Origin of the sequence: Streptomyces sp. NRRL S-118 (assembly GCF_000716335.1) — a bacterium.
In the GTDB taxonomy this organism is placed as follows: domain Bacteria; phylum Actinomycetota; class Actinomycetes; order Streptomycetales; family Streptomycetaceae; genus Streptomyces.
Genome location: NZ_KL591014.1, coordinates 39448 through 65712 on the forward strand (window position 1 = coordinate 39448; position 26265 = coordinate 65712).

General features: G+C 71.5%; 26 protein-coding genes and 2 pseudogenes. 12 read left to right on the forward strand and 16 right to left on the reverse strand.

Annotation, left to right across the window (positions count from 1 at the left end; all coding sequences use genetic code 11):
• Nucleotides 1-11 precede the first annotated feature (11 nt).
• From IH00_RS0123065 to IH00_RS0123095, 7 genes are all read right to left on the reverse strand, one after another.
• Nucleotides 12-911 carry a peptidoglycan-binding protein gene (locus IH00_RS0123065; RefSeq protein ID WP_031076609.1) on the reverse strand — a complete coding sequence of 300 codons (900 nt, stop codon included), beginning with the start codon at nt 909-911 and terminating at the stop codon, nt 12-14.
• Nucleotides 912-1038: 127 nt separating this feature from the next.
• A complete protein-coding gene (locus IH00_RS0123070; RefSeq protein ID WP_052411580.1) occupies nt 1039-1689 on the reverse strand; it encodes a hypothetical protein in 651 nt (216 codons plus the stop codon).
• Entirely contained in the window at nt 1686-1979 is a 294-nt protein-coding gene (locus tag IH00_RS0123075) for a hypothetical protein (protein ID WP_031076613.1), read from the reverse strand. The genes IH00_RS0123070 and IH00_RS0123075 overlap by 4 nt, the downstream gene beginning before the upstream one ends.
• Complete coding sequence (locus tag IH00_RS0123080; protein ID WP_031076615.1) at nt 1976-4348, reverse strand: hypothetical protein; 2373 nt, start codon at nt 4346-4348, stop codon at nt 1976-1978. Before IH00_RS0123080 ends, IH00_RS0123075 begins: the two co-directional genes overlap by 4 nt.
• Nucleotides 4335-5594, reverse strand: a complete 1260-nt coding sequence (locus IH00_RS0123085) for a hypothetical protein (RefSeq protein ID WP_031076617.1) — start codon at nt 5592-5594, stop codon at nt 4335-4337. The genes IH00_RS0123080 and IH00_RS0123085 overlap by 14 nt, the downstream gene beginning before the upstream one ends.
• A 209-nt stretch (nt 5595-5803) precedes the next feature.
• On the reverse strand, nt 5804-6958 hold the full coding sequence (locus IH00_RS0123090; RefSeq protein ID WP_052411581.1) for a hypothetical protein: 1155 nt from the start codon (nt 6956-6958) through the stop codon (nt 5804-5806).
• Between the two features lie 37 nt (nt 6959-6995).
• Nucleotides 6996-7619, reverse strand: coding sequence for a hypothetical protein (locus IH00_RS0123095; protein WP_031076621.1), 624 nt, complete (start codon nt 7617-7619; stop codon nt 6996-6998).
• A gap of 114 nt (nt 7620-7733) precedes the next feature.
• Here IH00_RS0123095 and IH00_RS0123100 point away from each other — a divergent pair, with 114 nt between their 5' ends.
• Complete coding sequence (locus IH00_RS0123100; protein ID WP_031076623.1) at nt 7734-8126, forward strand: hypothetical protein; 393 nt, start codon at nt 7734-7736, stop codon at nt 8124-8126.
• Nucleotides 8127-8195: 69 nt separating this feature from the next.
• On the opposite strand, the gene IH00_RS0123105 is transcribed toward IH00_RS0123100, so the two are convergent.
• The 4 genes from IH00_RS0123105 to IH00_RS0123120 all read right to left on the reverse strand — a co-directional run bounded on the left by IH00_RS0123105 (nt 8196) and on the right by IH00_RS0123120 (nt 10147).
• On the reverse strand, nt 8196-8534 hold the full coding sequence (locus tag IH00_RS0123105) for a hypothetical protein (RefSeq protein ID WP_031076624.1): 339 nt from the start codon (nt 8532-8534) through the stop codon (nt 8196-8198).
• Between the two features lie 65 nt (nt 8535-8599).
• Nucleotides 8600-8890 carry a hypothetical protein gene (locus tag IH00_RS0123110; RefSeq protein WP_031076625.1) on the reverse strand — a complete coding sequence of 97 codons (291 nt, stop codon included), beginning with the start codon at nt 8888-8890 and terminating at the stop codon, nt 8600-8602.
• 125 nt (nt 8891-9015) lie between these two features.
• Entirely contained in the window at nt 9016-9594 is a 579-nt protein-coding gene (locus tag IH00_RS0123115; protein WP_031076629.1) for a phage tail tube protein, read from the reverse strand.
• 151 nt (nt 9595-9745) lie between these two features.
• A complete protein-coding gene (locus IH00_RS0123120; RefSeq protein ID WP_031076631.1) occupies nt 9746-10147 on the reverse strand; it encodes a hypothetical protein in 402 nt (133 codons plus the stop codon).
• Nucleotides 10148-10477: 330 nt separating this feature from the next.
• Here IH00_RS0123120 and IH00_RS0123125 point away from each other — a divergent pair, with 330 nt between their 5' ends.
• A complete protein-coding gene (locus tag IH00_RS0123125) occupies nt 10478-10762 on the forward strand; it encodes a hypothetical protein (protein ID WP_063835436.1) in 285 nt (94 codons plus the stop codon).
• A gap of 166 nt (nt 10763-10928) precedes the next feature.
• On the opposite strand, the gene IH00_RS0123130 is transcribed toward IH00_RS0123125, so the two are convergent.
• From IH00_RS0123130 to IH00_RS37615, 3 genes are all read right to left on the reverse strand, one after another.
• A complete protein-coding gene (locus tag IH00_RS0123130; protein ID WP_031076633.1) occupies nt 10929-11126 on the reverse strand; it encodes a MerR family transcriptional regulator in 198 nt (65 codons plus the stop codon).
• 38 nt (nt 11127-11164) lie between these two features.
• On the reverse strand, nt 11165-12016 hold the full coding sequence (locus tag IH00_RS0123135) for a hypothetical protein (RefSeq protein WP_420710907.1): 852 nt from the start codon (nt 12014-12016) through the stop codon (nt 11165-11167).
• A gap of 109 nt (nt 12017-12125) precedes the next feature.
• Nucleotides 12126-12467, reverse strand: a complete 342-nt coding sequence (locus IH00_RS37615; protein WP_078887913.1) for a WhiB family transcriptional regulator — start codon at nt 12465-12467, stop codon at nt 12126-12128.
• A gap of 206 nt (nt 12468-12673) precedes the next feature.
• Here IH00_RS37615 and IH00_RS0123145 point away from each other — a divergent pair, with 206 nt between their 5' ends.
• The 9 genes from IH00_RS0123145 (at nt 12674) to IH00_RS0123185 (ending at nt 22301) form a co-directional block, all read left to right on the forward strand.
• Nucleotides 12674-13153: a transcriptional regulator gene (locus IH00_RS0123145; protein WP_052411582.1), complete on the forward strand. Its 480-nt coding sequence runs from the start codon at nt 12674-12676 to the stop codon at nt 13151-13153.
• Nucleotides 13154-13326: 173 nt separating this feature from the next.
• A complete protein-coding gene (locus IH00_RS39020; RefSeq protein WP_052411583.1) occupies nt 13327-14547 on the forward strand; it encodes a hypothetical protein in 1221 nt (406 codons plus the stop codon).
• A gap of 274 nt (nt 14548-14821) precedes the next feature.
• The gene (gene rpsL, locus IH00_RS0123155) at nt 14822-15193 is read left to right on the forward strand and encodes a 30S ribosomal protein S12 (RefSeq protein ID WP_003948652.1); all 372 of its coding nucleotides are present in this window, start codon (nt 14822-14824) and stop codon (nt 15191-15193) included.
• A gap of 2 nt (nt 15194-15195) precedes the next feature.
• Nucleotides 15196-15666, forward strand: coding sequence for a 30S ribosomal protein S7 (rpsG, locus tag IH00_RS0123160; RefSeq protein ID WP_031076642.1), 471 nt, complete (start codon nt 15196-15198; stop codon nt 15664-15666).
• A gap of 38 nt (nt 15667-15704) precedes the next feature.
• On the forward strand, nt 15705-17831 hold the full coding sequence (gene fusA / locus IH00_RS0123165; RefSeq protein ID WP_031076644.1) for an elongation factor G: 2127 nt from the start codon (nt 15705-15707) through the stop codon (nt 17829-17831).
• Nucleotides 17832-17978: 147 nt separating this feature from the next.
• The gene (gene tuf / locus IH00_RS0123170; protein WP_031076645.1) at nt 17979-19172 is read left to right on the forward strand and encodes an elongation factor Tu; all 1194 of its coding nucleotides are present in this window, start codon (nt 17979-17981) and stop codon (nt 19170-19172) included.
• Nucleotides 19173-19372: 200 nt separating this feature from the next.
• Nucleotides 19373-19819 (forward strand): hypothetical protein, encoded by a 447-nt coding sequence (locus tag IH00_RS0123175; RefSeq protein ID WP_031076646.1) that lies wholly within the window; start codon nt 19373-19375, stop codon nt 19817-19819.
• A gap of 9 nt (nt 19820-19828) precedes the next feature.
• Nucleotides 19829-21643 carry an alpha/beta hydrolase gene (locus IH00_RS0123180; protein ID WP_031076647.1) on the forward strand — a complete coding sequence of 605 codons (1815 nt, stop codon included), beginning with the start codon at nt 19829-19831 and terminating at the stop codon, nt 21641-21643.
• Nucleotides 21644-21776: 133 nt separating this feature from the next.
• Nucleotides 21777-22301: a hypothetical protein gene (locus IH00_RS0123185; RefSeq protein ID WP_031076648.1), complete on the forward strand. Its 525-nt coding sequence runs from the start codon at nt 21777-21779 to the stop codon at nt 22299-22301.
• Between the two features lie 44 nt (nt 22302-22345).
• On the opposite strand, the gene IH00_RS0123190 is transcribed toward IH00_RS0123185, so the two are convergent.
• Both IH00_RS0123190 and IH00_RS0123195 read right to left on the reverse strand, forming a co-directional pair.
• Nucleotides 22346-24340, reverse strand: a complete 1995-nt coding sequence (locus tag IH00_RS0123190) for a PIG-L family deacetylase (protein WP_052411589.1) — start codon at nt 24338-24340, stop codon at nt 22346-22348.
• A gap of 379 nt (nt 24341-24719) precedes the next feature.
• Nucleotides 24720-25568: pseudogene (locus IH00_RS0123195) on the reverse strand (RNA repair domain-containing protein); the annotation flags it as partial.
• Between the two features lie 183 nt (nt 25569-25751).
• On the opposite strand from IH00_RS0123195, the pseudogene IH00_RS0123200 reads away from it, so the two are divergent.
• Nucleotides 25752-26198 (forward strand): annotated as a pseudogene (locus IH00_RS0123200) (phospholipase); the annotation flags it as partial.
• Between the last annotated feature and the right edge of the window lie 67 nt (nt 26199-26265).

The window sequence follows — 26265 nt, forward strand, 5'->3', positions numbered from 1 at the left end:
CGGTGGACTCCTCAGCGGGTGTAGGGGACCTTCAGGGCGTTCCAGGAGGTGCGGCCCGGCACGCCGTCCGCGTCGGATCCGGAGAAGCCGAGCTTGCGCTGCCACCGGGCGTAGCTGCGCCGGTCGGCCTCGGACCAGCGGGGGCCGGGGCCGACCTCGTACGCCGAGCAGCCCTCGGCGACCAGCCGGCGGCCCATGGCGGTGATCACCGGGGAGCTGGTGGCGGAGGTGAAGAAGGACGAGCCGGGGAAGGGCTGGTGGCGGGGGGCGGCCGGGGTGCCGGGGCCGGCGGATCCGGCCGGGCGGTCCGGCCGGGCGGCGGTGGCGAGCCGGGCGGCGACGCGGGAGCGCATCGTGCCCATCTCGAAGCCGCGCGGGTCGGTCTTGGTGGCGGTCCACTCCTTGTGGCCGATCACGGAGGCCGCGGACCAGCCGTGGGCCCGGCAGAGCGCGGCGGCGGCCCGCTCGATCGCGTCCAGCTGGGCGGCCGGCCAGGGGTCCTTGCCGTCACCGAGGTTGACGCACTCGAAGCCGTAGAAGTGGGCGTTGCCGTCGGTGTCCTGGGAGTCCGGGCGGGGCGTGGCGGTCTCCGCCCTGACCGCGCGCAGCACGTCGCCGTCGCCGGACCCGGCGTGGTTGGCGCGGCCGTTGGCGATCAGATGGACCCTGCCCTCCTTGTCGATGACGGCCTGGCAGAGGGGGCCGGGCAGGGCCGCGTAGCCGTCGCGGCACAGCGCGACCGAGGCGGCGGAACCGCTGGAGACGGTGTGGTGCACGATCACGCCGTGCACCGGGCCCCAGGCGCCTTTGTGGTTGCGGTTGCGGGTGCGCCAGCCGGGGTGTTCGACGACGCGCACTCCCTCGGCGCGCAGGGCGGCGAGGAGCCGGTCGGGGGTGAGGGGAGCTGCCATCGCTGAGTCTCCTCGTCGTTCGGGAGCGTTCGGAGCGTTCAAGGCGCTCGGAGCGCTCGGAGCGTTCGGGCCCGGAGGCGGGCCGGGGGCCGCCGGCCCGCCTGGGGCGGGCCGGCGGCCGCGGGGCTCACATCACGGGGTCGATACGGATGAACCGGGTGTCGAAGTTGCCGGTGCTGCTGGCGTTGGCCGTCCGGTAGGCGGGGGTGGCGGTGTGCGTGGTGCCCACGGCCAGGCCGCTGACCAGGAACTGCGTCGACACGGAGGACCGGTTGGGGGTGTTGACCAGCGCCGCCCGGTCGTCGGACGCGGGGAGCACCACGGCGCCGGCCGAGTTGCGGACGTTCGCCGACATGTAGGAGCCGACACCGGTGGAGGTGCTGTGCATGTAGCAGCCCACGGTGATGATGACCTGGCCCGAGGCGGGCACGGTGAACGAGGCGTTCATCGGGTCGCCCACGGCGTCCGTCAGGGTCTCGGCCCAGGCGGTGCTGGTGGTGCTGCCGCCGTCGAGGTTGACCCGGAAGACCGGCACCGGACCGACGGGCGCCCAGGCCGAACCCGTGTAGTACATCAGGCGCCCCGGCGAGGCGATCCACGCCACCATCCCGGCCACCGGCGCCGCGACCTTGGTGTCCCGCTCGGAGGCGGTGGCGAACCGCAGCACCGCCCGCCCGTCCAGCGACTGGGCGAGCGACTGGAGGTGCGCGGGCAGGTCGGCGGGGTCGCTCGGCTGCGGGTAGGGGAGGTTGCTGAGCGGGGTGTACTGGGTGGTCATGCGATCTCCTCCTGGCCTCCGCCGGAGACGGGAACGGCGGGTGCGGTGTCGGGCTCGGGTCCGGGCTCCGGCGCCCCCGGGACGGGGGCCGGGGGAGCGGGTGTGGCGGGGTGTTCCTCCAGGAGCACCCCGACCGGGTGGGTCGGGTCTCCCGGCGCCTCGGTGATGATCTCCACCGGGGCAGGGGCCGGCTCCTCGGTGACAGGCGGCGGCGCGGGCTCCTCGGGCACGGGGACGTCCCCGGCCACGAGGGCGTCCTCGACCGTCGCGTCGTCGGTGTTCTCGGTCATGGCGAGCTCTCCTTCACCTGCCGCCAGGTCAGACCGCTGTCGGCGAGGTCTCCCAGCGTGGGATGGGCGGCGGCGACGTCCGCGTAGGTGGCGCCGGTCGCCAGGGGGCTGCGGTCGGAGGCGGTGTCGGGCGTCAGTCCGGCGTCCGCCGGAATGCCGTTCGTCCTGGTGCCGCGCAGGGTCAGGGTCTGCTGTACGGTTCCGGCCGCCGTGGAGCCGGTCTTGATCCCGACGACCCAGGCGAGGGTGTCCAGGGCGGCCCCGGTGGAGTCCACGACGCGTACGACGTCACCGAGCTGGATGCGCGGGTCGTACAGCACCTCCACCTCGCCGAGCACGGGCACGGGGTACTGACCCGCCACCCGCATCGCGTCGGCGAGTTCCTGCGCCGCCCGGTAGTCCTGTATCCAGTCGCTGGCCTCGGCGTAGAACTCCTGGCGTCCGTGGTACTTCTCGCTCGTGCTGCCGGAGATCCACGAGGTCGCCTGCCGCTCGACCGCCTCGGTGGACGGCTTGAGCGTCTGGATGTGGACGGAGGGCTTGCCGTCCTCCGTCACCGTGTACAGGCGCCGGCCGGTGCGGTTGGTGAACCGCAGGACGAGGCATCCCTCCTCCCGCCGCGCGAGGATGTCCACGGCTCCCTTGACGGCGTCCGCGCCGGCCGCGTTGGAGGCCGCGAAGCGCACCGAGAAGCCGGGAGCGACGCTCTGGTCGTCGTCGACGTTCGGCGGACCGACGTCGAACTCCTCGTCGGCCAGTACGTACTTCAGCGTCACCGAGCTGTTGCCGGGCACCTCGCGCACCGCGGTGTCGTTGTACGCCGTACCGTTGGTGACCTTCACCGACGACCAGTCCTTGAACGGCTGGACGCAGTAGTTGCGGCAGGCGTCGATCTCCTCGGTGACGGTGAGAGCCGCGATGTCCCGTACCGAGGTCAGGGTCAGGTCGGGCGATGTCGGGGGCTTCGCGAAGCGCGTGTAGTTGCGCCAGTGGAAGACGCCCCGCTCGTCGAACTCGGCCGTCGACATGCTCGCCTTGGCGATCTGCGTGATCACGTCCCACTGGGATCCGGACACCCGCGGGACCGCGTACAGCGGGAGGATCGCGTCGTCCAGTTCGGCTTCCTTGACCCACGTCCTCTGGGCGAACTCCGCGGCCGTGGGCGCGGCGGCCAGCCCGCTGGTGAGCTGGACCGCCTCGGCGGCGAGCTGCGTCACCAGCCGCAGCTGGTACAGCTCGGCGGCCGGCTGTTCGGCGTAGGGGTGCGAGAAGGTCGCCGGGTTGCACGGGTGGTGCGTCCCGTCCGGCGCGGTCAGGAAGGGCTGCACGGTCGGCTGTACGGTCGTCCCGGTCGACGTGGTGTCGAACAGGCCGCCGATGTGCCAGACGCCGGGCTTCTCCTTGAGCGCCGGGATGTCCCAGGTGTAGTAGTAGCCGCTGCCCTCCCGGGTGCCGGAGTGCATGAACACCTGGCCGGTCGAGAAGTCGACGGCCAGCCGCAGCCGGCCGGTCTGGGTGCCGGTGCGGTTGAGGTCCAGCTCCAGGACGACGGAGCTGCCGAATCCGACCGCGCTGTTCACCCATGCCTCGGCGAACAGCCGGCTGCCCGGAACGGTCACCCGGCTGCGGGGGAACCAGGTGGCGGTCATCGCGTTGGTGTCCGGCGCGGCGGCGTGCGGCACGAGTGCCATCTCGTGCGGGGCGCCCTGCCGGGTCCAGCTGTAATGCCGTGGATCCGGGACGACCTCCGGCTGGCCGTAGGTCGCGGCGAACCCGCCGTGCAGCGAGGCGTACACCAGGGTGAGCGGCGCGGCCGGGTCGAACTCCGGGTAGCGCGGCGGCGGGCAGGAGTGGACGCCCGCCTGCCGCAGCAGCTCGTCGACGCACCAGGTGGCGGTGGCCACCGGACGCCGCCAGTAGAAGCCGGCGTACGGCTTGGGCAGCTCCGCGGGACCGTGCAGCCGCTCAGCGCCGTCGAGCGCCGTCAGCTGCACGGTGTCCGTGCCGGAGGCGGCGGACCGGTTGCGCAGGGTGCCGCGGAAGGCGGGCAGGACGCCGGCGTCGGTGCCGTACAGGTGGACCACGGACTGGCCGGGGCGGGCGATGTCACCGGTCGAGCGCGGCGCCCACGGCGAGTACAGCGCGGGCGCCGACTTGCCGCCGGTGCCGGACAGCTGGAGCTGCAACTGCGCCGACGAGCTGCCGGAGAACGCGCGCATGGCGTCCGGCAGGTCGGTGCTGTAGCTGCGCTCCAGCTGCCAGGACTGGACCTGTTCGGACACGTCCTGGCCGCCGAGGCGGGTGGTGTGGTCGGTGACGCGCGAGCCGGACTGGAGCGTGCCGGTCAGCTTCTCGTCAGTTGCTCGCACCGGCCACCTCCGCCAGCTCGATGGAGACGTTGCGGTACGGCAGCGGGCGGGCCGGGGAGTCGGTGTAGGCCGTGACGGCCATCACCGGGCACCCGTCGCCGGGCAGCTGGGGCACCGCCGGGTCGATGTGCAGCAGCTTCGCCGGGCCGATCCGCGACTGGAACGCCGTGGCCGCCGAGGCGAACGACACGGTGGCCGAGACGTGGGTGGCGCCGGCCGGCACGGCCGCCGGGGACCAGCCGGTGACGGTTGCCAGGGACGCGCCGGCGGCGTCGTGGAAGGTGAGCGCGCAGCTCTGGGCGCGGCTGCGGACCGCCGCGGGCAGCACCAGGCCGACCAGTCCCGCCCCGGGCGGCAGCGCGTGCCCCTTCTGGGTGCCGTTGACGAAGGTCAGCGTTCCGGTGGTGGACGCGGCCAGGGAGGCGACCGCGTACCCCGAGGCGTCCGTCGACAGGGTGATTCCCGTCGCCGACCACTGCGTGAGCGGGCCCCTGCCGGCGGCCTGCTCGGCGGGCAGCAGGTTCACCGGGGCGGTGGGCACGTGGTCGTCGTCGATGGTCAGCACGGCACCGTCGAGACCGTACGTCCCGATCTCGCCGGCGACCCCCGAAGGGGTGACCAGCGCGGCACCCGCGGGGACCGTCGCCACGAGGGTGTGCCCGGTGTCGGCCGCGGACGACAGATAGGTGCCCGCCGCGTCCCGCCAGTGCAGGCGGGTGGCGCAGGGGCCGACCCGCCACGACTTCGGCAGGGTGAACCGCACCCGCATGCCGGGCGAGACGGGGAAGCCGGCCCGGGGCCGGCGCTGCCAGTTGAGCTGCGCCGTGGTGGTCTCCGCCTTCCAGACGTACGTCTGGGGCAGCGCCCCGGCGGCCGTCGACAGCTCCAGCCTGCCGCTGCCGCTCACGGAGGTGTACCAGACGTTGTACGGGGAGCTGGACGCGATGCGCCCCTCCGCCTGGAGCGGGTCGAGCAGGTTGCGCGCCACCGGGTCGAGCAGGTCGACGGGGCCGGGCCCGTCGATGCGGCGGGCCAGCCGGTCCAGGTGCGCCGCGTCGTCCTGCGAGAGCCGGTCGAAGGTGAGCTTGATCCGGCGGGGGGCTCGCTTGGGCGCGATCGTGGTGATCTGGCCGCTCAGCGAGGTGAACTGGGAGACACCGAGGTCCGCTCCGCGTTCGAAGGCGGTGGCCGCCTGGCTGATCTCCCGGAGCTGTCCGGGCAGGCCGACCCAGAGATTCCTTGGCATGGGACGTGCCTCCTTCCTTGGTCATGGCTACGGGGCCGAGGGCATGGCGGTGGCCCCGGAGGGCGGCCGGGGGGGGCCGGGCCGCCGCCGGGGGCGTGGGGTACGGGAGCCGCCGGGCACCGGGGCCGACGAAGCCGGGGGTTCCGGTGCCGCGGGGTGTGCGAGGCCGGCGAGGGCCCCGGTCCTTCGCGGCGGGCCGGGCGGCCGGTCTAGCGGCGGGCGAGCTGCCGGTGGCCCGCGATCACGGCGCGGGCGATGGTCTGGCCGTCGACCTGGACGTGGACGGGCCGCTCGGCGAGCCGCTCGACCGCCTCGGCGAGCCGGGCGATCTGGGCGCGGCTGCCGCCGGGGCCGATCATGCGCTCCAGCTTGCTGAGCGGGATGACGGCCTCGTGCTCGCCGGCCTCACCGATCACGGCGAGGGTGCCGCCGTTGCGGGGCTGGACGACGCCGCCCTTGGCGAGGTGGGGGATGGGGATCTTCGGCAGGCTGATGGAGAAGCTCTTGCCGCCGAAGACCGGCACCCAGCCCGGGATCGAGACCTTGAACCCGTTGAGCGCGCCGATGATGGTGTTGACGGCGGTGGCGAAGGCCCGGAAGGGCGCGAGCATGACGTTGCCGATGCCCTTGAGGATCGGCGTGATGACCCCGATCGCTGTCGAGACCGCGCTCTGGATCGCCTTCATGCCGGACTTGAAGCCCTTGGTGACGACCGAGACGATCTTGTCGACGTTGACGAACTTGGCGATGAGCGGCGCGAGCAGCGCCATGATGAGGCCGAACGGGTTGGCGGCCATCACCAGGTTGAGCCCTCGCTGTGCGAGGCTCGCCCCCTTCAGGCCCTTGGCCAGCCCGCCGCCCATGGTCTTGCCGGTCTTGTCGGCGTTCTTGCCGGCCTTGCCGACCGACTTCTCGACGGCGTCGGCCTGTCGCTTGACGTCCCGCAGGGCGTTCTTGGCCTTGTCGGCGGAGCCCTTGAGCTTGTCGAGGGAGGTCTTGAACTTGTCGGTGCCGCCCTTCGCCTTGCCGAAGGAGGTGTTGGCGTTGTTCAGGCCGGTCCGGAGCTTGCCGACGGCACTGTTGCCGTTGTTCGCGGAGGTCCGGAGCTTGCCGAGGGAGGAGCCGGCCTTGTCGGCGCCGCCCTTGACCTTGCTCATGGCGGCGGACGCCTTGTCGCTGCCGCCCTTGATCCTGGACAGGGCGGTGTCGGCCTGTCCCGCGGTGGTCTTCATGCGGTTCAGCGGCGAGGCGGCCTGCTCGACCGATCGCTTGAGCCCGCCCATCTGCTTCGACGCCGAGTCGGCGTTCGAGCGCAGGCCGCGCAGTGAACCCGCGGCCTTGTTCAGGGAACTGACCAGAGACATCGTCATTCCTTTCCGCGGGGATACGCGGCTTTCTTCGTCATCCGATGGCGGTGATGAGGTTGTTGATGCGGCGCTCCAGGTGGTTCAGATGGCTGGCCACCGCCTGGACGTTCCCCACGTTCACCGGCTCGGCCCGACGCGTCGGCGCCACGGAATTGGCTGTCCGATTGCGAAGGCCACGGATGTACCGCTCCACATTCTGGATCCGCTGGCCGTGGTCCCGGGCGGTGTCCCTCATCGCGCCGGAACGCTCTCTCGGGTACTGGTCCATGAAACGCTGGACGTGCGGGCGGAGCTCCTTCGCCAGGTCCAGGGCGGCCTGGGCGTGAAGTTTGAGCTTCTCCGGCGACATGCCCCGCATGTCGAGGGCTTTGTCCTCGGCGATCTGCGCGAGGTCCCACTTGGTCCACTCGGCCTTCACCAGGGTGGCCTCGGCATTGAAGCCGTTGAACGTGGCCACGGCGGCATTGGCCTCGGGCTTGATGGCGTTGACCGCGGCGGTCAGCGCGTTGACCTCGCTCTTGAAGATTGTGAATTCGGAGTTCTTGACGCCGAAGGTGTCTATGTGGTCCTTGAGGAATTTTACGGCCTGGTCGAGAAAATCCTTGTCGTCTTTCTTCTTCTTTTCCTTCTGGGTTTCTTTCTCTGGCGGAGTGCCCATATCGCCCTCTTCCTTTCGGGATCCCGGCGTGCTATAATCCGTCGATTAGCGATGGTCGCTGTCGACTGAAAATGGCGGGGAATGAATATTCTTCTCGGGGCTGTTTCCGGATCGGTGGCCCTGCTGTTCCTGTGGGGCGCGTGGATGGTCGCCGGAAAGGGCGTAGCGGTGCTGCGCGGGGCCCGGCGCGACATGGCGGCCAGTGCGACCGTGAAAGGCACGTGTGTGGGGACCGGCGGCACACGCCACTCGTACCGCTTCACGACGCCGGACGGTGCGACGCACGTTGCGTACGTGGGGCGCACCGGTTCCCTCGACACGCCGAAGGTCGGGTCCACGGCCCTGCTCCGCTACCGCAAGGACGATCCGAAGGTCGCCACCACATTCGCCACGACTGTGATCGTCGTGCCGCTCGGAGGGGTCATGACCGTGGTGCTGGCCCTCTTCTGTGCCGTCGCCGGGGCGCTCTGCGGATTTCTTGCCCTTGCGCTGATGGCGGGGCTCTGAGGGGTCTCGCGGACCTGGGGCCGGGGGCAGGGCCGGGGCATTGATCGGCGTCGGGGATCAGGACCCGGATCAGGCGAAGAAGCGGCTGAGTTCGGCCGGGCCCGGAGTCGCCGGCCCGCTCTCCGGCGGGGCGGACTCCTCCGCCTCCCCGCCGTCGCCGTCGGGCCGCGGCACCGGCTTCGGGTACTCCAGTGCCTCCGCGTCCTCGTCCTGGTTGACCGTGGCGAACATCCAGTTGGACTCGGCGAGATGGTCCACCGCGGCGGCGAGCAGGTAGTCGCTCACTCCCCACTCCGCCGCCTCGCCGTGCAGCGCGCGCGCGAGCGCGCTGTCGCGCGGCATGTGCCGGACGAGCACCGCGAGCCGGCGGGAGGAGAGCCGGCCGCGGTGCCAGTCGAGCAGGTCCACGCCGTAGTGGCGCAGCAGGTCGGCCTCCAGGGCCTCGGCGTGCTCCTCGACGAGCACGCCGAGGCTCAGCCTTCCCCCAGGCCGAGCCCCGTCTCCTTGCCGTACGCCTCCAGGATCGCCGCGATGTCCTGCATCGTGACATCGAGGCGGTCGAAGCGGGCGTACTGCTGCTCGCCCAGCAGCAGCCGCAGCAGCCCGTCGACGTCGTTGTCGTCGAGCTCGCGCAGCTTGCGGGCGGTGGAGCGGGACAGCTCCGTCGGCAGCTGGAAGGTCTGGTCGTCGAGCTCGAAGCTCCAGGCACGGCCGAGGGCTTCCAGGCGCTGGGCGCGGGCGGCGTTGACGTTGAAGGAGGACATGCGTGGGCTCCTTTGAGGAATGAGGCGGGGAAACGAAGGCGCCGGCGCCCGGCGCGCGGCCACAGGGGACCGCGCGCCGGACACCGGCGTGGGGGAGGGACCGGCGCCGGGGGAGCGCCGCGCCCTTACGCGTACGACTTGTCCTTCATGATCCAGGTCGCGAGCGTGGAGCTGCCCTCGGCGGCGAGGGCGGTGAAGGTGACACCGAGCTTCAGCGCCCCGGTGCGGGTGAGGGAGATCTCCTCGGTCTCCGTCACCTGACCGCGCGGGATGATGAAGCGGTACGTGACGTCCGAGCCGTCCTTGAACTCGATGCCGAGCTGGCGCTCGTCCTTCTGCGGCTCGGCGCCCATCGCGTACGTGTAGGTGTCGGTGATGCCGGTCACCGCGGCGACCGCGCCGCCGCCCATGAAGAACGGCAGCGTGTCCTTGTTGAACTGCAGCAGCTGGAACTTCACGGTCAGGTCGCGGTCCGAGTAGATGAAGCGGGCCGGGCTCACGGACTGCCAGGTGTCGACCGGGTCGATCTTGTCCTTCTTGTTGAACTTGATGCCGTCGGTGCTGGTGTAGCCGAGCTCGGTCCAGCCGGTGGCCCACTCCTCGGTGGTGTTCTTCGGCGCGGCCGGGGCGGTGGCGCCGGTGCCGGCGACCAGGATGCGGCCGGTGCCGGCGACGCGGATCTGGCTTCCGTTGTTGGCAGGCATGGGAACTCCTCAGGTGAAGGGTGCTGCGGATATGGCGAAGGCCCCGCCGCGGGTGCGACAGGGCCTGTTCAGGAGCCGCGCGCGGGGCGCGCGGCAGGGGGTGTGGTGCGGCGGTGCCGCGTGGCGGTGCCGGGCCGCGGCCCGTCCGCCGTTACGCGGGCCGGATGGAGAGCCGGACCGTCGAGAGGTACCGGTTGCCGTTCGGCCGGTTGTAGTCGGGCAGCCAGCGCGGGCCGTCCGCCTCGGCCACCTCGGTGACGGACGCGCCGCCGTACACCGTTCCGGCGGCTTCGAGGAGCGCGGCGCGTGCGGTCAGCGCGACCGTGTGGGCGGCGGTCTTGTCCGGCCCGTAGACCTCCAGGTCGAGCAGCGGCTGGTCGAGGTGGAGGTCGTCCACCCAGGCGCCGCCGACGCGGGAGACGAGGACGGCCTTCTGGGTGCCGTCGAACCCGGCGGGCGGCCGGTTGTCGACCACGACCCCGGCCAGTTCCGCCCGGTTCTTCAGGTGGTCGACCACGAGTCGTTCCGCGTCCGGGAAGGCGAGAGGGCTCACATGGACGCTCCCTTCGGGAGAAAGTCGGGAAAACACGAAGCGGCAGGACCGCCGCCCTGGGTGAGGGCGCAGCTCTGCCGCTGCTCCAAGTGTGATCGAGGCCGGCGGCGCCCGCAACCAACTTGCTCCGGGCCTCGGCGGGGCACGCTCCGTATGTCCGCCGCGGACCCCTTCATCTGCGCTACGCTCGCTAACCCGAACAGTAGTTCGAGGAAATGGCCGAGAAGCAGACGTGGACGCGGAAGGTACGGAGCACCCGGGCGGGCGTGAGGAGTGGTGGGGCGTGGAGACGAACACGAGGAGCGGGCGGGCGGCCGGCGGTGAAGGCCGATGAGGAACAGTCCGCAGGACCGACTGGCCGACGTCGCCGCCGCAGCCGTCGAGGTCGCGGTGGAGAGCGTCGCGGCAGGTACGTACACCGGAGGGGTGGGGCGCGCCCTGAGCGCCGTGATCGCCAAGGTCGGTGCGCGCATCACCCTCGACGCCGAGCTGCGCGGCTTCTCCAGCGGCTGGCAGGAGGCCGTGGCCGCGCTGACCGCCGAGCCGTCCGCGCCGGCGGCGGCCGCCCCCGTGTTCCGCATGCCCGCCCGGCCGGGCGGCGCCGAACGCACCTGACGCCCGCGGGCGCACGCCGGAACACAGGAGGGCGCGGGCGCACGGCCGGTGCAGGAACGCAGCGGCGCACGGCCGGTGCAGGACGCCGAAACGCCGGGGCGGCCACTCCCGAAGGGGAGCGGCCGCCCCGGCGTTCCGATGCGTCGGCGTCCGTACCAAGGGGTGCTCAGGCCCCGTTCACCCGCGCCTTCCGGCGCGTCGAGCGCTCCGCGGCGAAGACGTCCTCCAGCCGGTAGAGCTGTGCGCGGCCCTGTCGCCCGGCGGGCGCGAGGTGCCCGAGCTGCACCCACTTGCGGATGGTGGTGGGTACGACGCCCGCCTCCTGGGCGGCCAGCTGGCCGGTGACCAGTGCCGGGGCCGTCATCGGGGCACGGCTCGCGGGGCTTGCGGCGCTCGTACGGCTCATCGGGCACCTCCGTCGCGCACCGCTCCGACCGCGCCCGGCACCGCGGCCGGCGCGCCCTCGTCCATCCGCGCGGCGATCCGGGCCACGCCGCCCTCCGCCGCCTGAGCCAGCTCCTGCCAGGCGTCCTCCGCCCACAGGTGCCGGAACGCCGGATCGGTCGAGCAGTCGCAGTCCGGCACGCCGCACCGGCATCCGGGGTTGACGCACACCACGGCCCGGCTCGTCGGGAACGCCCGCAGCGACACCGAGTCGCACCACGGACAACGCCCGGACACCCGCACCATCGTCTCCGCCTCACCGAGCGCCCGCGCGCAGCGCCTCGCCATGCGGCGCATCTCGTCCCGTACGTGCGTGGCGAGCGTGGCGTCGGCGGCGACGCGGTCGAGCAGCCCGGTGATGCGCCGCAGCCGCTGTCCTACGTCGGCCCGGCGCGGGCGCCCGATACCGAGCCGGTCGTACACCGCCTCCTCCAGCTCCACCACGCCGTCGGTGATGTCCCGGATCGCGTCGGAGACGTGGAGGCGGATGGGGGAGGCGACGTGACCCGGTACGGACAGGCCGTGCCGCTGCTCGTTGAGCAGCGCCTCCTGGCGTTCGTCCCGCCGACGGGCGGCGCGTGCGGCGAGCTCCGCGGCCCCGGGGGTGGGTCGGTCGACGGACGGGGCGCCGCGGCCCGGCGCCGGTGCCAGCTCGGTGAGGAGCTCCGGGAACTGGCGGATCAGCATGGCGGTCCACAGGGCGGCGTCACGTACGACGCCTGCGGCGACCGCATCGGCGGTTCCGGGGATTCCGGCGGTTCCGGGGATTGCGGTGGTACCGGGGGTGGGGGTGGGCTGGCTGGCGGACATGAGTGCTGCCTCCTGGGCGGGTCGTCGGCGCCCGGCGGGCCTGCTCGGCCTGCGGTGCTGCGCCGGCGAGGGCGTCGGCTGGAGCGGGTCGGGCTACGGGCGGGTGCTGTCAGGCGGCGGTGCCGGTGGCGGTGTCGTCGCCGAGCGGGCGGGTGCGCCGGGGGCGGGACCGGTTGCCCCGGTTCAGGTCGACCGGTCGCCCGTTGTGCCACAGGCGCCCGGCGCTGACGCCGTCGAACCACGTGTGCGCGGGGTCCACCGTCTCCTCGCACTGGCGCGTCACCGGGCAGCGCGCACACGCCCGCAGCGCGGGCGCCGCGTCGGAGGGCCGCCGGGCGAAGACGACCTGGGGCGGCATCCCCGCGCAGGCGGCGTCGGCCTGCCACCCGAAGAACTCCCGCTTCTCCTCGGCGGACGAGGACGGACGGACGTGTAACGGCGGTACGGACATGACGCAGGCCCCCCTGGTGTGCTGCGACGCATGGGAAAGTTGTTGCGAGCACGCACATTGGCACGTTGCGAGCGAGCGCGCAACCAAAAGTGAAGGGCGGTCTGTCCACTTCTCGACGCAACCTTCACACTTGCGTGCGTGTAAGCGCGCAATGGGTGCGCGCAAGCGCGATAGTCTGGCCACCGCCTCGAAGGGAGGACGTGCCCATGTCCGTCAGCGAACTGGAAGAGTTCACGGCTTGGATCGAAGGGGTGATCCGACGGCAGGGGTACGACATCGACAGCCCGCGCGGCGGCGGTAAGTCCCGCCTCGCCGACGAGGCCGGCGTGCACCGTGCGGCCATCACCCGGCTCCTCCAGGGCCAGAGCATGCCGGACCTGGAGACCATGCGCCGCCTCGCCCACGTGCTGCGCGTCCCTGTGCGCGACATGCTCATCAAGTCCGGCAGACTCACCGAGGAGGACCTGCCGCTGCCCGGCCTGCCGAGGGACGTGCCGCCCGCCGAGGAGGCCGCGCCGTCGGCGCTCACCCTGGAGCAGGCCGCGGCCGGGCTCGGCATTCCGCCCGACCAGCGCGACATGTTCATCCGGGTCGCGGGGCAGTTCCTGCCCGACTGGTCGGCCGGCGAGCGCGAGGGTTCCGCGGGGGCGCGGCAGGGGGACGCGAAGGGTGCCCGCGAAGCCTGACTCCGTTCTCTCGTAAGCTTGTTCGTGCCTGTCCCCACGATTTCGCAGGCTCAATGCCCCGGTGGCGGCCGAGCTCCCGGGGGGTACCGCCACAGGTATGGGCGTCGCCGGCACGGAGGCTGAACCGACGTCTTCGGCGGGACCGACGGCGACGGGTTGCGAAAGAGAGTGTGATGGTCGAGAGCGAGGGGTGCTCCCGGCCGGTCGGCGACCCGCGTGACGGCGACCCGTGCGACGGCGAGGCGCGCGACGGCGAGGCGGGCCCGACGAAGGCCCGGGGCCCCGTCCGCGGACTTCCCGAACCGGCCGACGACCTGCCGGCCCTGCTCGCCACCCTCGGCCGCTACCTGGAGGGCCACCCGCCCGAGGAGGTCGTGGTCCTGCTGCGCGAGGAACTGGCGCGCCGCGAGTTCCAGGCGTACGTCAACGGCTGGCGCGACGCCGCCGACGAGTACGAACCCGTCCTGGAGGAGGCGCGCCGCATAGCCCAGACCCGCCGTCTGCGGCTGGTCGGCCGTACGCCGGGCCAGGCCGCGGTCATCCCGTTCCCGCAGGGCGACGGCCCGGCCGGGGGCGGCCCCTCCGGCCAGGGTGGCGGAGCGGGCGGGAAAGGCAGGCCGGGATCCCCGGGCCCCGGGGCCGAGGGGACCGGAGACGCGTCCCGGTCGCGCGGCACGTCGCGGGCGCCGAACCCCCGGCGCCCTCCCCGGGACCCGCGCCCTGCCGAGCGCGCCGACGACTCCCGGGACGGCGACGACGCCCAGGACCCCCGGCGCCCGAGGCACCCCCGCAACCGCCCGGACCGCCGGCCGGCGCCGGGCGCCCCGCCCGGTGAGGGCGGCGCACCGCGTGCCGAAGCCCCGGGCGACGTCCAGGGCAGGGCCCGGGCCCACCGGGATGCCCCCCGGGGCGAGGCCCGGGCTCACCGGGACGCCCGGAACGCCACCCCGCATCCCGAGGACTCCGCCCGCGGCGCCGGCGACACGCCCGGCACCGCCGCCGGCCCCCGAGCGGCGCGCGGATCCGAAGCGGACCAGCAGGACGAGGGCGGCCAGCAGCCCGATCCCGGCTCCGGCGACCGCCCCGCAGCCGGCCAGCAGCCCGAGCCCGGCTCCGGCGACCGCCCCGCAGCCGAGCAGCAGCCCGAGTCCCAGCCCGGCTCCGAGTCCCAGCCCGGTTCCGAGAGCCGGTCCGGTTCCGACCGCCGGTCCGGGCCCGCCGCCACGCCGAGGTCCGGCGTCCCGGCCGGCGACGGGGAAGCGCAGCGGCAGGGGTCCGACGAGCCCCGCGCCGGGTCCGGCACGCCGCAGCTGGTCGCCAAGTCGCGCAACTCCCGCGTGCCCACCATTCCGCGGTTGCCCGCCCGTCGCCGGAGGCCGGGCGACCACCCCTGAGGTGCCGCCGCGTCCCGCCGCGCGGGCCGCCCCGGTGGCATGGTCATTTGTTTTGACCCAGCTCCGTACGGTAGGTACGCTCAGACCTTGTGCCTGGGGTGTGCCTGGGCTCGTGTGCGTGTCTGCAACCGCATGGCGAGCCGGTCACGGTCACCGCAATCTGCGCTCGTTCCGCCGATCGGCGGAGGTCCGCAGTATTCGACACACCCGACCGCGTGGGTCGGCGACGTTCCAGGTTAGCTTTACTACACGGCACACAGAAACCGGAGAAGTAGTGCCTACGATCCAGCAGCTGGTCCGGAAGGGCCGGCAGGACAAGGTCGAGAAGAACAAGACGCCCGCACTCGAGGGTTCCCCTCAGCGCCGCGGCGTCTGCACGCGTGTGTTCACGACCACCCCGAAGAAGCCGAACTCGGCCCTCCGCAAGGTCGCGCGTGTGCGTCTGACCAGCGGGATCGAGGTCACGGCTTACATTCCGGGTGAGGGACACAACCTGCAGGAGCACTCCATCGTGCTCGTGCGTGGTGGCCGTGTGAAGGACCTGCCGGGTGTTCGCTACAAGATCATCCGCGGCTCGCTCGACACCCAGGGTGTCAAGAACCGCAAGCAGGCCCGCAGCCGCTACGGCGCCAAGAAGGAGAAGTAAGAATGCCTCGTAAGGGCCCCGCCCCGAAGCGCCCGGTCATCATCGACCCGGTTTACGGTTCTCCTCTGGTGACCTCGCTCATCAACAAGATCCTGCTGAACGGCAAGCGTTCCACCGCCGAGCGGATCGTCTACGGCGCCATGGAAGGCCTCCGCGAGAAGACCGGCAACGACCCGGTCATCACGCTGAAGCGCGCCCTCGAGAACGTCAAGCCGTCTCTCGAGGTCAAGTCCCGCCGTGTCGGTGGCGCCACCTACCAGGTGCCGATCGAGGTCAAGCCCGGTCGCGCCTCCACTCTCGCGCTGCGCTGGCTGGTCGGCTACTCGCGCGCCCGTCGCGAGAAGACCATGACCGAGCGCCTCATGAACGAGCTCCTGGACGCCTCGAACGGCCTCGGTGCTTCGGTCAAGAAGCGTGAGGACACGCACAAGATGGCCGAGTCCAACAAGGCCTTCGCGCACTACCGCTGGTAGTCGCACCCACATCGAGACCGAGAGAAGACTGAAGCCTTATGGCTACCACTTCGCTTGACCTGGCCAGGGTCCGCAACATCGGGATCATGGCCCACATCGACGCGGGCAAGACGACCACCACCGAGCGGATCCTGTTCTACACCGGCGTTTCGTACAAGATCGGTGAGGTCCACGACGGCGCCGCCACGATGGACTGGATGGAGCAGGAGCAGGAGCGCGGCATCACGATCACGTCCGCCGCGACGACCTGCCACTGGTCGCTCGAGGACGTCGATCACACCATCAACATCATCGACACCCCGGGTCACGTCGACTTCACCGTCGAGGTGGAGCGTTCGCTCCGCGTCCTCGACGGCGCCGTGACGGTGTTCGACGGTGTGGCCGGTGTGGAGCCGCAGTCCGAGACCGTGTGGCGTCAGGCGGACCGCTACGGCGTTCCGCGTATCTGCTTCGTCAACAAGCTCGACCGCACGGGTGCCGAGTTCCACCGCTGCGTCGACATGATCAGCGACCGCCTGGGCGCGCAGCCGATCGTCATGCAGCTCCCGATCGGCGCCGAGGCCGACTTCAAGGGCGTCATCGACCTCGTTCGTATGAAGGCCCTGGTCTGGTCCGCCGAGGCCGCCAAGGGCGAGATGTACGACGTCGTCGACATCCCGGACACCCACACCGAGGCTGCCGAGGAGTACCGCGGCAAGCTGCTCGAGGCCGTGGCCGAGAACGACGAAGAGATCATGGAGCTGTACCTGGAGGGCCAGGAGCCGTCCGAGGAGCAGCTGTACGCCGCGATCCGTCGCATCACCATCGCCTCCGGCAAGGGCACCGGCACCACGGTCACCCCGGTGTTCTGCGGCACCGCGTTCAAGAACAAGGGCGTCCAGCCCCTGCTCGACGCGGTCGTGCGCTACCTGCCGTCGCCCGTCGACATCGAGGCCATCGAGGGCCACGACGTCAAGGACGCGGAGACGGTCGTCAAGCGCAAGCCGTCCGACGACGAGCCGCTGTCGGCGCTGGCGTTCAAGATCATGAGCGACCCGCACCTCGGCAAGCTCACCTTCGTCCGGATCTACTCCGGTCGCCTGGAGTCCGGCACCTCGGTGCTGAACTCCGTCAAGGGCAAGAAGGAGCGCATCGGCAAGATCTACCGCATGCACGCGAACAAGCGTGAGGAGATCGAGTCGGTGGGCGCGGGCGACATCATCGCCGTCATGGGTCTGAAGCAGACCACGACCGGTGAGACGCTCTGCGACGAGAAGTCCCCGGTGATCCTGGAGTCCATGGACTTCCCGGCGCCGGTCATCGAGGTCGCGATCGAGCCCAAGTCCAAGGGTGACCAGGAGAAGCTGGGTGTCGCCATCCAGCGTCTCGCGGAGGAGGACCCCTCCTTCCAGGTGCACACCAACGAGGAGACCGGCCAGACCGTCATCGGCGGTATGGGCGAGCTTCACCTCGAGGTGCTCGTCGACCGCATGAAGCGCGAGTTCAAGGTCGAGGCCAACGTCGGCAAGCCGCAGGTCGCGTACCGCGAGACGATCCGCAAGGCCGTCGAGCGCGTGGACTACACCCACAAGAAGCAGACCGGTGGTACCGGTCAGTTCGCCAAGGTGCAGATCGCGGTCGAGCCGATCGAGGGCGGCGACGCCTCGTACGAGTTCGTCAACAAGGTCACCGGTGGCCGCATCCCGAAGGAATACATTCCTTCGGTGGACGCCGGCTGCCAGGAGGCCATGCAGTTCGGCATCCTCGCCGGCTACGAGATGACGGGCGTCCGCGTCACGCTTCTCGACGGTGCCTACCACGAGGTCGACTCCTCCGAGCTCGCCTTCAAGATCGCCGGTTCGCAGGCCTTCAAGGAGGCCGCGCGCAAGGCGTCCCCGGTGCTCCTCGAGCCGATGATGGCCGTCGAGGTCACCACGCCCGAGGACTACATGGGCGATGTCATCGGTGACATCAACTCCCGCCGTGGCCAGATCCAGGCCATGGAGGAGCGTGCGGGCGCCCGGGTCGTCAAGGGCCTGGTGCCGCTTTCGGAGATGTTCGGCTACGTCGGCGACCTCCGCAGCAAGACCTCGGGTCGCGCAAGCTACTCGATGCAGTTCGACTCCTACGCCGAGGTTCCGCGGAACGTCGCCGAGGAGATCATCGCGAAGGCCAAGGGCGAGTAACTCACCCGAGTTCACGCCGTAGGCTTGACACCAACCGCCGGGGCAAGGCCCCGAACCCGAGGCAGGGCCCCGGCGGGTGGCATCCCAGCAAAGATCACCTGGCGCCGATGAGTAAGGCGTACAGAACCACTCCCCAGGAGGACCCCAGTGGCGAAGGCGAAGTTCGAGCGGACTAAGCCGCACGTCAACATCGGCACCATCGGTCACATCGACCACGGTAAGACGACCCTCACGGCCGCCATTACCAAGGTGCTGCACGACAAGTACCCGGACCTGAACGAGGCTTCGGCCTTCGACCAGATCGACAAGGCTCCTGAGGAGCGTCAGCGCGGTATCACCATCTCCATCGCGCACGTCGAGTACCAGACGGAGTCGCGTCACTACGCGCACGTCGACTGCCCGGGTCACGCGGACTACATCAAGAACATGATCACCGGTGCCGCGCAGATGGACGGCGCCATCCTCGTGGTCGCCGCCACCGACGGCCCGATGCCGCAGACCAAGGAGCACGTGCTCCTGGCCCGCCAGGTCGGCGTTCCGTACATCGTCGTCGCCCTGAACAAGGCCGACATGGTGGACGACGAGGAGATCCTGGAGCTCGTCGAGCTCGAGGTGCGTGAGCTCCTCTCCGAGTACGAGTTCCCGGGCGACGACGTTCCGGTCGTCAAGGTCTCCGCTCTGAAGGCGCTCGAGGGCGACCCGGAGTGGGCCGAGTCGGTCCTGAACCTGATGAACGCCGTCGACGAGTCGATCCCGCAGCCGGAGCGCGACGTCGACAAGCCGTTCCTCATGCCGATCGAGGACGTCTTCACGATCACCGGTCGCGGTACGGTCGTCACCGGCCGTATCGAGCGTGGTGTCCTGAAGGTCAACGAGACCGTCGACATCATCGGCATCAAGACCGAGAAGACCACCACCACGGTCACCGGCATCGAGATGTTCCGCAAGCTGCTCGACGAGGGCCAGGCCGGTGAGAACGTCGGTCTGCTCCTCCGTGGCATCAAGCGCGAGGACGTCGAGCGCGGCCAGGTCATCATCAAGCCGGGCTCGGTCACCCCGCACACCGAGTTCGAGGCGCAGGCCTACATCCTGTCCAAGGACGAGGGTGGCCGCCACACGCCGTTCTTCAACAACTACCGCCCGCAGTTCTACTTCCGTACCACGGACGTGACCGGCGTCGTGACCCTCCCCGAGGGCACCGAGATGGTCATGCCGGGCGACAACACCACCATGTCGGTCTCGCTGATCCAGCCGGTCGCCATGGAGGAGGGCCTCAAGTTCGCCATCCGTGAGGGTGGCCGGACCGTGGGCGCCGGCCAGGTCACCAAGATCGTCAAGTAAGTTCGCTTGACCGTCTGACCTGGTAGCTCGCAGAGCTGCAAGCGAAGGGCCCGTACGACCTCGGTCGTACGGGCCCTTTCGCCGTTCCCGGGGGGCCGGGGCCGCCGACCGGGAGGTTTGATTTCTCCGTTCGACTCCGGGGATCATGGCGTCTCGGCCCGGGGGCGCCCGGGACGACGGGGACACGGGGAGGCTCGCGGATGGCATGGGACGAGTGGGAACAGCTCAAGACCGACGCGGCGGCGCGCGGCGGCGCGCAGATGCAGCTCAATCAGTACCCGGCCGACCAGGGCGGCGGTTCGTCGGAGAAGCTCAAGTCCGAGAAGCGGGTCTGGGCCAAGGCCGGTGAGGGCGTCCGGCGGCTGAAGGACGACATCGGCAAGGCGCAGACCAAGCTGGAGGACGGGCAGGCCGGGCTCGGGGAGACGACCGGGTGCCAGACGGCGGCCGCGCAGAAGGAGCTGTTCGAGTCCTGGAAGAAGTACGTCGGGGACGTCAGCGGCCGGTGCGGTGAGCTGGGCGGGCTGCTGGAGCGCTCCGGGCGTGACCTGTCGATGCTCGACTCGTCCCTCCAGGCGGAGATCGACAAGATCAAGGCCAAGTACCAGGACACCGAGGCCGTCGGCGGCCAGGGGAAGGACAAGTGATCCGCGGCCATGGACCTTGCGGCGCTGAAGGCATTCAAGCCCTCCGAGTACGAGGAAGCCGCGGACGGTTACCGTGCGACGGGCGACATGGCCATGACCGCCAAGGACAAGATCGACAATGAGGTCTGCCCGGGCATCCGGCGTGAGCTGGAGGGCGCGACGGCGAAGGCCGCGCTCGGGCAGCTGCAGGAACTCTCGAAGAACTTCCACTACGTCCAGACGGAGTGCGGGCTGATCAGCGCCGCCCTCAACGGCTTCGCCTTCGACATGGCGGCGGCCAAGCGGAAGCTGGAGGCCGCGCTGGCGGACGCGAGCGCCAACAACTGCACGGTCAACCCCGACGGATCGGTCACGTTCCCCGCGGGCGGCGACGCGGTCGACGGGAAGGTCCCCGAGGGCGGCACCGTGCAGAGCACCGGCACCCCGACGGACCCGACCGCCGCGGCGATGTACCGCCAGGCGGCCAACGTCCACCCGAACCCCAATTACGGCAAGGCCCTCGGGTTCGCGAGCCGGATCTCCGACGCGGTGAAGGAGGCCACCGACGCGGACGCGAAGTGGGCCCCGAAGCTGCGCGCGCTCAAGGCCGACGACGACCTCGTGGTCTCGAACCGCGACTGGTCCGACGCGCAGTCGGACATGGGCGGGGTCCGCGAGGCCGGCAAGAGCTACCTGGAGTCGCTGCCGGAGCCCCCCAAGGACGGCACGCCGAAGGACAACGCGGCGTGGTGGAAGAAGCTCAGCGCGGAGGAGCAGGCGGCCTGGCTCTCGCTCCAGCCCGGTGTCGTCGGCGCGCTCGACGGACTGCCGTCCACGGTCCGCGACGAGGCCAACCGCACCGTCTTCGAGGAGAAGCGGGGCCAGCTGCAGATGGAACTGGACTCCATCCCCAAGCCGCCCGCCAACGAGTGGACCTGGATCACGGCGGGGCCGTACCCGTCGAAGGTGCACACCGACGAGTGGATGGCGTGGCACAACAAGTACGGGGACCGGTACGAGCAGCTCAACAAGTCCCTCAACGGGATGAAGAGCATTCAGCAGCGCTTCGACCAGACGGGCGAGCGAGGACTGCCCGAGGCGTATCTGCTCGGCTTCAGCCCGGAGGGCAACGGCAGAGCCATCGTGGCGAACGGCAACCCGGATACGGCCGACCACCAGGCGGTGTACGTGCCGGGCACGACGTCGAACCTCGGCAGCATCGGCGGCGACATCAACCGGATGGTCGAGACCTGGCGCGTGGCGAGCGACGAGGCCGACGGCAAGTCGGTCTCCACCATCACGTGGCTCGGGTACGACGCTCCGCAGAACATCGTCAAGGACTCCCCCTTCAGCCACTACGCGGACGACGGAGCCCCGGCGTTCAACCGGTTCATGGACGGCCTCGACGCCTCCCGGACCGTCGAGACGGATCCGCACCGTACGGCGATCGGCCACTCCTACGGCACGACCCTCATCGGATCGGCGGCGCGCCAGGGCGACCTCAACGCGGACGACGTGATCCTCGCGGGCAGCCCGGGTGTGCAGGTGCCCAAGGCGGAGGACATGGACGTCCCCAAGGGGCACGTGTGGAACCAGGAGGCGAAGGGGGACCCCGTCCCGGACATCGGACGTTTCGGGCACGGCGGGACCGACTGGGACGGCCCCTGGACGATCCCCAGTGACGAACGCTTCGGCGCCAACCAGCTCACCACGGACACCGAGGGGCACAGCGACTACTGGAAGGAAGACACCAAGAGCCTGCTCAACCAAGGCCTGGTCGTCGCCGGAAAGGGCGACGAAGCGGAACAGGTGAAGCCGCGCCCCATCTATGAGAGGACGCGCTAGCCGTGCCGACGCTCCCTGCCCGCCCTTCGTGTGCCGGCCGGGCCCGGAGACACCGCGACGACCGGACCTGACACCCGCACCGACAGCGTGATGGCCGGCCCGCGCCACCGCCCGACCCATCGAGGCTCCCGCATTGAAGACCAGACTGGGCGCTCAGGCGCTCTTCGTGTCCCTCGTCCTCACCACACTCACCGGATGCAGCATGAACGAATCGGACGACGTCCCGCTCACGGGCACCGCCACCTCCTCCGCCGCGGCCGATGAGGCGGAAAGGGTGTCCAGCGAGATCTACGACCTGATCGGCATCAAGGGCAAGGCCTCCGACACCGGGCCCGGCGTCTCGGACTGCTCGGACAAGGATCCCGAGAAGTTCTTCCGGATCTTCCACAAGTGGAGCTTCATGCCGGCATCGGCGGCCGAGCTCGGCGGAGTGATGGAACGCCTGAAGGAGGAGCTGCCGAAGCACGGCTGGAAAGTCGTGGAGTACGGCCGCGACACCAGCGTGAACAAGAACCTGCAGCTCACGGCCGACAACGACAAGAAGAAGTACAGCGTCAACATCGTCCACCGGGCGAAGAACGATCCGCCCAAGCTCAGCCTGATGGTCGTGTCCGGCTGCTACCAGGTGCCGGAGGGGGAGAAGGTCGAGCGCTTCTGAGCGCCCCCCCGGGCCGCCGTCCCCCGGCAAGGCCCGGCCGGGGCTCAGCCCTCGGTGTGCGGCTCCGGCGCCCAGGTCCACGGGTGGGCGTCGGCGCCGAGGCCGATCGCGAGGGTGCCGTGCTCCGGGTGGACGTGGAGGGCCGCCGACTCCAGGGCCACGGCTCCCTGCGTACGGGTGACCAGGCGGCCCGCGACCGTGCGGACGAGGATGCGGCCGTGCAGGTCCTTGCCGATCAGCAGCGGGCCCCGGGGCGTGGCGGCGGCGCCGACCGGGCCGTACCCGTCGAGCGCGACGCGGGCCGGGGCGGCCCCGTCGACCCGTACCGCCGTCAGCTCCTTGCGGGTCGGCGCGCGGTAGTACAGCTCCAGGCCGCCGTCCGGCGCGGCCGCCACGGCCACCGGGTCGCCGGAGACCGGGAGCCCGCTGTCCGGGCGGAACGCCACCGGCCGGCCCGGCGCGTCCTGCGTCCAGTGGTGGACGCCGTCCCGCCCGGCCGCGAAGAGGTGGACGCGGCCGGCCCGGTCCACCGTGGCCGACAGACCGTCCTGGATCTCCTCGCCGCCGAGGTCCCGCCACGGCCCCCAGCTGCCGTCGGCCTCCCGGATCCGGGTGCTGACGCCCTTGTCCGCGTTGCGGACGAAGAGGTGCACGCGGTCCTCCCGGTCCGTCGCCGCCACGGGAACGCCGAGCCGGCGCCCGCGGTCGTCGTCGGACTCCGGGTTGCCCAGCCCGCGCCAGGCCAGGAACGGCCCGCCCGCCGAGCGCTGCTCCAGCAGCACGACCTCGCGCTTGTTGGCGCCGCCGTGCCCGCCGAGCGCCGCGAAGCGCAGCCCGAACAGCAGGCGCCGCCCGTCCTCGAGGGCCGCCGAGCCGAGGCCGGGCGCGAGGGGCCCGCCGCCCAGGTCGTCCGGCTCGCCCCACTGGCCGCTGCCGCGCTCGGTCTCCTGCCAGCGCACGGCGCGCAGCCCCAGCACCCCGTACACCGCGAGCCGTCCGTCCGGCTCGGCGACCACGACGGGGCCCGGGTCCGGGTAGCGGTAGTGCGTGGCCCGCACCCAGCCCTTCCTGTTGGTGAGGGGCCGGGTCCCGCCGACGTTGTAGTCGCCGCAGCCGGCGCTGTTGCCGCACTGCCAGGACGGGTCCCCGCCGTACGGGACGAGGTGCGCCGCCTTCTCGCGCAGAACCGGCTCGGGGAGGTTCTTGGGCCAGTGGCGGTTGTAGTAGCCGCGGAAGGAGGTGGTGACGAAGGCGGGTATCGCGCCGCCGTCCTTCGTCGCGTGCGCGACCCAGCGGATCATGGCGGCCCAGCTGAAGGACGCGACGGCCGTGTGGTCGGCGTGGTCCGAGTAGCCGGGCTGCTCGGAGTCCCGCTTGCGGGTCCGCTCGTCGCTGTGCTGGATGTCCGGGTCGGGGTCCAGGGTGTGGATGACGGTCGGCCGGTACTGCTCCATGAGCCCGACGAGGACGTCGATGAGCCGGTCGTAGTCGTAGTCGTCGGCCTTGCGCACGGGGGAGTCGTCGGCCACGACGGTCCGCAGGCCGAGCTGGCGGTCCTTCCACAGGCTGGGTACGGCCATCCAGCGGCGGGGCGTGTGCATGGCGAGGTTGAGGAAGACCAGCTCGACGCGGCGGTTGCCGTTGGTCAGCGTGTTGATCTCGGCGCGGCGGTCACCGCGGAGGGTGAGGACGCCCTTCTGCCACGGGGTGAACATGTCGAGGCCGAGCATCGCCGCGTACGCCTGACGCAGGCCCTGGTGCCGGGCGGAGGAGTAGGCCGACTTGTCGGCGCTGATGTCCTTGCGGCCGGGGATGTGGTTCTTGCCGTCGTGCTCGCCCGCGGTGACGTAGACGGAGACGAGCGGGACACCGGCGTCGACCATGCGCTGGGTGTCCGGGTTCATGAAGTACAGGTCGTCGTCCGGGTGCGCCGCGATCTGCATCAGCTGCGCGCGCCGTGAACTGGTGATCGGTATGCCGGGCGCCGGGTCCGCGGTCGGCCCGCTGCGCCGGGGCGTCGGTACGGTGCAGCCGGTCATCCCGGCGACGACCGCGGCCGCCGTGGCCGCGAGCACCCCGCGTCTCCGCAGTCCCGCCGTGGCCCGCACGATGGCAGGGCGCAGCCCGGCCCCCCGTATTCCGTTCACCTGTCGAGCTCCCCGTCCGCTTCCCCCGCAGCGGTGCCCCCGTCTGCGTCATACCGTCCCGGACCGCGGCGGTGGGGCTGGTCCGAGCCGCCCGCCGCGATCTTCTAGACGGATTATCGGTGGGGCGGGTTGCCTGCCGAGCAGCGGGTCGTACGAGCGGCGGACGCGACGGTCGTACGGAGCCGGTGCGCGCCGCGCCGCGGTGCCCCGTGACCTGGGCGCCGAGGTGCCCGGTGCCCTGGGCGGCAGGAGCCCCGCCGGGCTATCCGGCCGCCCACCGCACCTCACCCGTCCCCAGCGCGAGCGTCGCCCGTACACGCATCGGGTCGTCACCCCGGCGCGACAACAGCGCCAGCTCGGTGACGCGGCTGGTCAGGCCGCCGAGGAGGCCGGCGCAGTGGGTGGCGAGCCGGCGCGGGTCCCGCGTCCGCCCCAGCGAGAGGTGCGGGGTGAAGCCCCTGCCGCGCTCGCCGCAGAGCGGGAACCGCTCCTCCAGCGCGTCGTACAGCCGCGCCCACGGCTCCCCGCCCCCCGCCGCCGGGTCCAGCCACACGGTCGCGTCGTACCGGTGACGGAACCAGCGCACCCCCTCCAGCCGGACGGCGAACGCGGGCACCCGCGCCGCAGCCGCAGCGAGCAGCGGGGCGGCGCGCCCGAAGTCCTCCTCCGGAACGAAACCGAAGAGCACGTTCACATGGGGCGGCCAGCGGTGGAACTGCCGGTCGTGCTCGTGGCGGATGTGCTGGATCGCCGGCCACAGCTCGGCGGGTGGGAGCCACGCCAGTGCCGTACGCGGCGTCGGGGGTACGGCCAGGATCCCGCCGGCGGCACTCTCCGCGCCCGCCTCCGCCGGGTCCCGGATCGACTGCCGGTCGCTCACGCGGCCGGCGGCGGTCTCGTCGACGCGGTCCACGCCCGTCGAACGGTCCCAGACCACCTCGCCGTCCGCCTCGAAGAACACCACCCGGTGCCAGGGAATGTCACCGCCGGGTACGAAGTCCTCCAGCGCCAGGCGCCCGGGTTCCGCGGCCTCGCGGCGGCTGATGCCCATCACGAACCGGGCGGGGTCGAGACGCGGGTCCCAGCGGATGCGGTGGTAGATCTCGTCGCTCGTACGCATGACCTCCGGCCTCCTCGCCCGCCCCCTTTCCACCGTGCCACCGGGGCCCGCACACTCACGTTCACTCTTCGGAGCGCGCGTCGCTGACGGCACGCGGCCGCGGACGAGCGGAGGCTATGGGCGCCCCGTCGGAACACGTCCGGCGGGGCGCACCCATGACCGCTCGCCGTCCGGAGGTTCCGTATGCGCCGCCGTCTCGCCCTGCCACTCGCGTCCGCCTTGCTGGCCCTGGTCCCCGCCCAGTCCGCCACCGCCGCGCCCGCCGTACCCGCCGACAAGCCGCAGCTCCTCAGCGCCTGGACGCAGTCGAGCGCGGCCAGCTACGACGCCTGGTGGGCGGCGCGCCAGAACCAGGGCGCCTGGAGCGCGTACGCCTTCGACTGGTCGACGGACTACTGCTCCGGCGCCCCCGACAACCCGCTCGGCTTCCCCTTCCAGAACTCCTGCGCGCGGCACGACTTCGGCTACCGCAACTACAAGGCCGCCGGGGCGTTCGAGGCCAACAAGGCACGGCTGGACTCGGCCTTCCACGCGGACCTGGGGCGCGTGTGCGCCCGCTACATCGACTCCACCCGAGCCACGTGCGACGCGCTGGCGTGGACGTACTACCAGGGCGTGGTGGTCTTCGGTACGCCCGCGAGCACGAGCGGCACGAGCGGCACGGGCGGTACGAGCACGGGCGGCACGAGCGGGGACC

What these genes read in the sequence shown, in the direction of transcription:
- IH00_RS0123065 (WP_031076609.1), bottom strand. Translation starts at nt 911, where the DNA reads ATGGCAGCTCCCCTCACCCCCGACCGGCTCCTCGCCGCCCTGCGCGCC.
- IH00_RS0123070 (WP_052411580.1), bottom strand. Translation starts at nt 1,689, where the DNA reads ATGACCACCCAGTACACCCCGCTCAGCAACCTCCCCTACCCGCAGCCG.
- IH00_RS0123075 (WP_031076613.1), bottom strand. Translation starts at nt 1,979, where the DNA reads ATGACCGAGAACACCGACGACGCGACGGTCGAGGACGCCCTCGTGGCC.
- IH00_RS0123085 (WP_031076617.1), bottom strand. Translation starts at nt 5,594, where the DNA reads ATGCCAAGGAATCTCTGGGTCGGCCTGCCCGGACAGCTCCGGGAGATC.
- IH00_RS0123090 (WP_052411581.1), bottom strand. Translation starts at nt 6,958, where the DNA reads ATGTCTCTGGTCAGTTCCCTGAACAAGGCCGCGGGTTCACTGCGCGGC.
- IH00_RS0123095 (WP_031076621.1), bottom strand. Translation starts at nt 7,619, where the DNA reads ATGGGCACTCCGCCAGAGAAAGAAACCCAGAAGGAAAAGAAGAAGAAA.
- IH00_RS0123110 (WP_031076625.1), bottom strand. Translation starts at nt 8,890, where the DNA reads ATGTCCTCCTTCAACGTCAACGCCGCCCGCGCCCAGCGCCTGGAAGCC.
- IH00_RS0123115 (WP_031076629.1), bottom strand. Translation starts at nt 9,594, where the DNA reads ATGCCTGCCAACAACGGAAGCCAGATCCGCGTCGCCGGCACCGGCCGC.
- IH00_RS0123125 (WP_063835436.1), top strand. Translation starts at nt 10,478, where the DNA reads ATGAGGAACAGTCCGCAGGACCGACTGGCCGACGTCGCCGCCGCAGCC.
- IH00_RS0123130 (WP_031076633.1), bottom strand. Translation starts at nt 11,126, where the DNA reads ATGACGGCCCCGGCACTGGTCACCGGCCAGCTGGCCGCCCAGGAGGCG.
- IH00_RS0123135 (WP_420710907.1), bottom strand. Translation starts at nt 12,016, where the DNA reads ATGTCCGCCAGCCAGCCCACCCCCACCCCCGGTACCACCGCAATCCCC.
- IH00_RS37615 (WP_078887913.1), bottom strand. Translation starts at nt 12,467, where the DNA reads ATGTCCGTACCGCCGTTACACGTCCGTCCGTCCTCGTCCGCCGAGGAG.
- IH00_RS0123145 (WP_052411582.1), top strand. Translation starts at nt 12,674, where the DNA reads ATGTCCGTCAGCGAACTGGAAGAGTTCACGGCTTGGATCGAAGGGGTG.
- IH00_RS39020 (WP_052411583.1), top strand. Translation starts at nt 13,327, where the DNA reads ATGGTCGAGAGCGAGGGGTGCTCCCGGCCGGTCGGCGACCCGCGTGAC.
- rpsG (WP_031076642.1), top strand. Translation starts at nt 15,196, where the DNA reads ATGCCTCGTAAGGGCCCCGCCCCGAAGCGCCCGGTCATCATCGACCCG.
- fusA (WP_031076644.1), top strand. Translation starts at nt 15,705, where the DNA reads ATGGCTACCACTTCGCTTGACCTGGCCAGGGTCCGCAACATCGGGATC.
- IH00_RS0123175 (WP_031076646.1), top strand. Translation starts at nt 19,373, where the DNA reads ATGGCATGGGACGAGTGGGAACAGCTCAAGACCGACGCGGCGGCGCGC.
- IH00_RS0123180 (WP_031076647.1), top strand. Translation starts at nt 19,829, where the DNA reads ATGGACCTTGCGGCGCTGAAGGCATTCAAGCCCTCCGAGTACGAGGAA.
- IH00_RS0123190 (WP_052411589.1), bottom strand. Translation starts at nt 24,340, where the DNA reads ATGACCGGCTGCACCGTACCGACGCCCCGGCGCAGCGGGCCGACCGCG.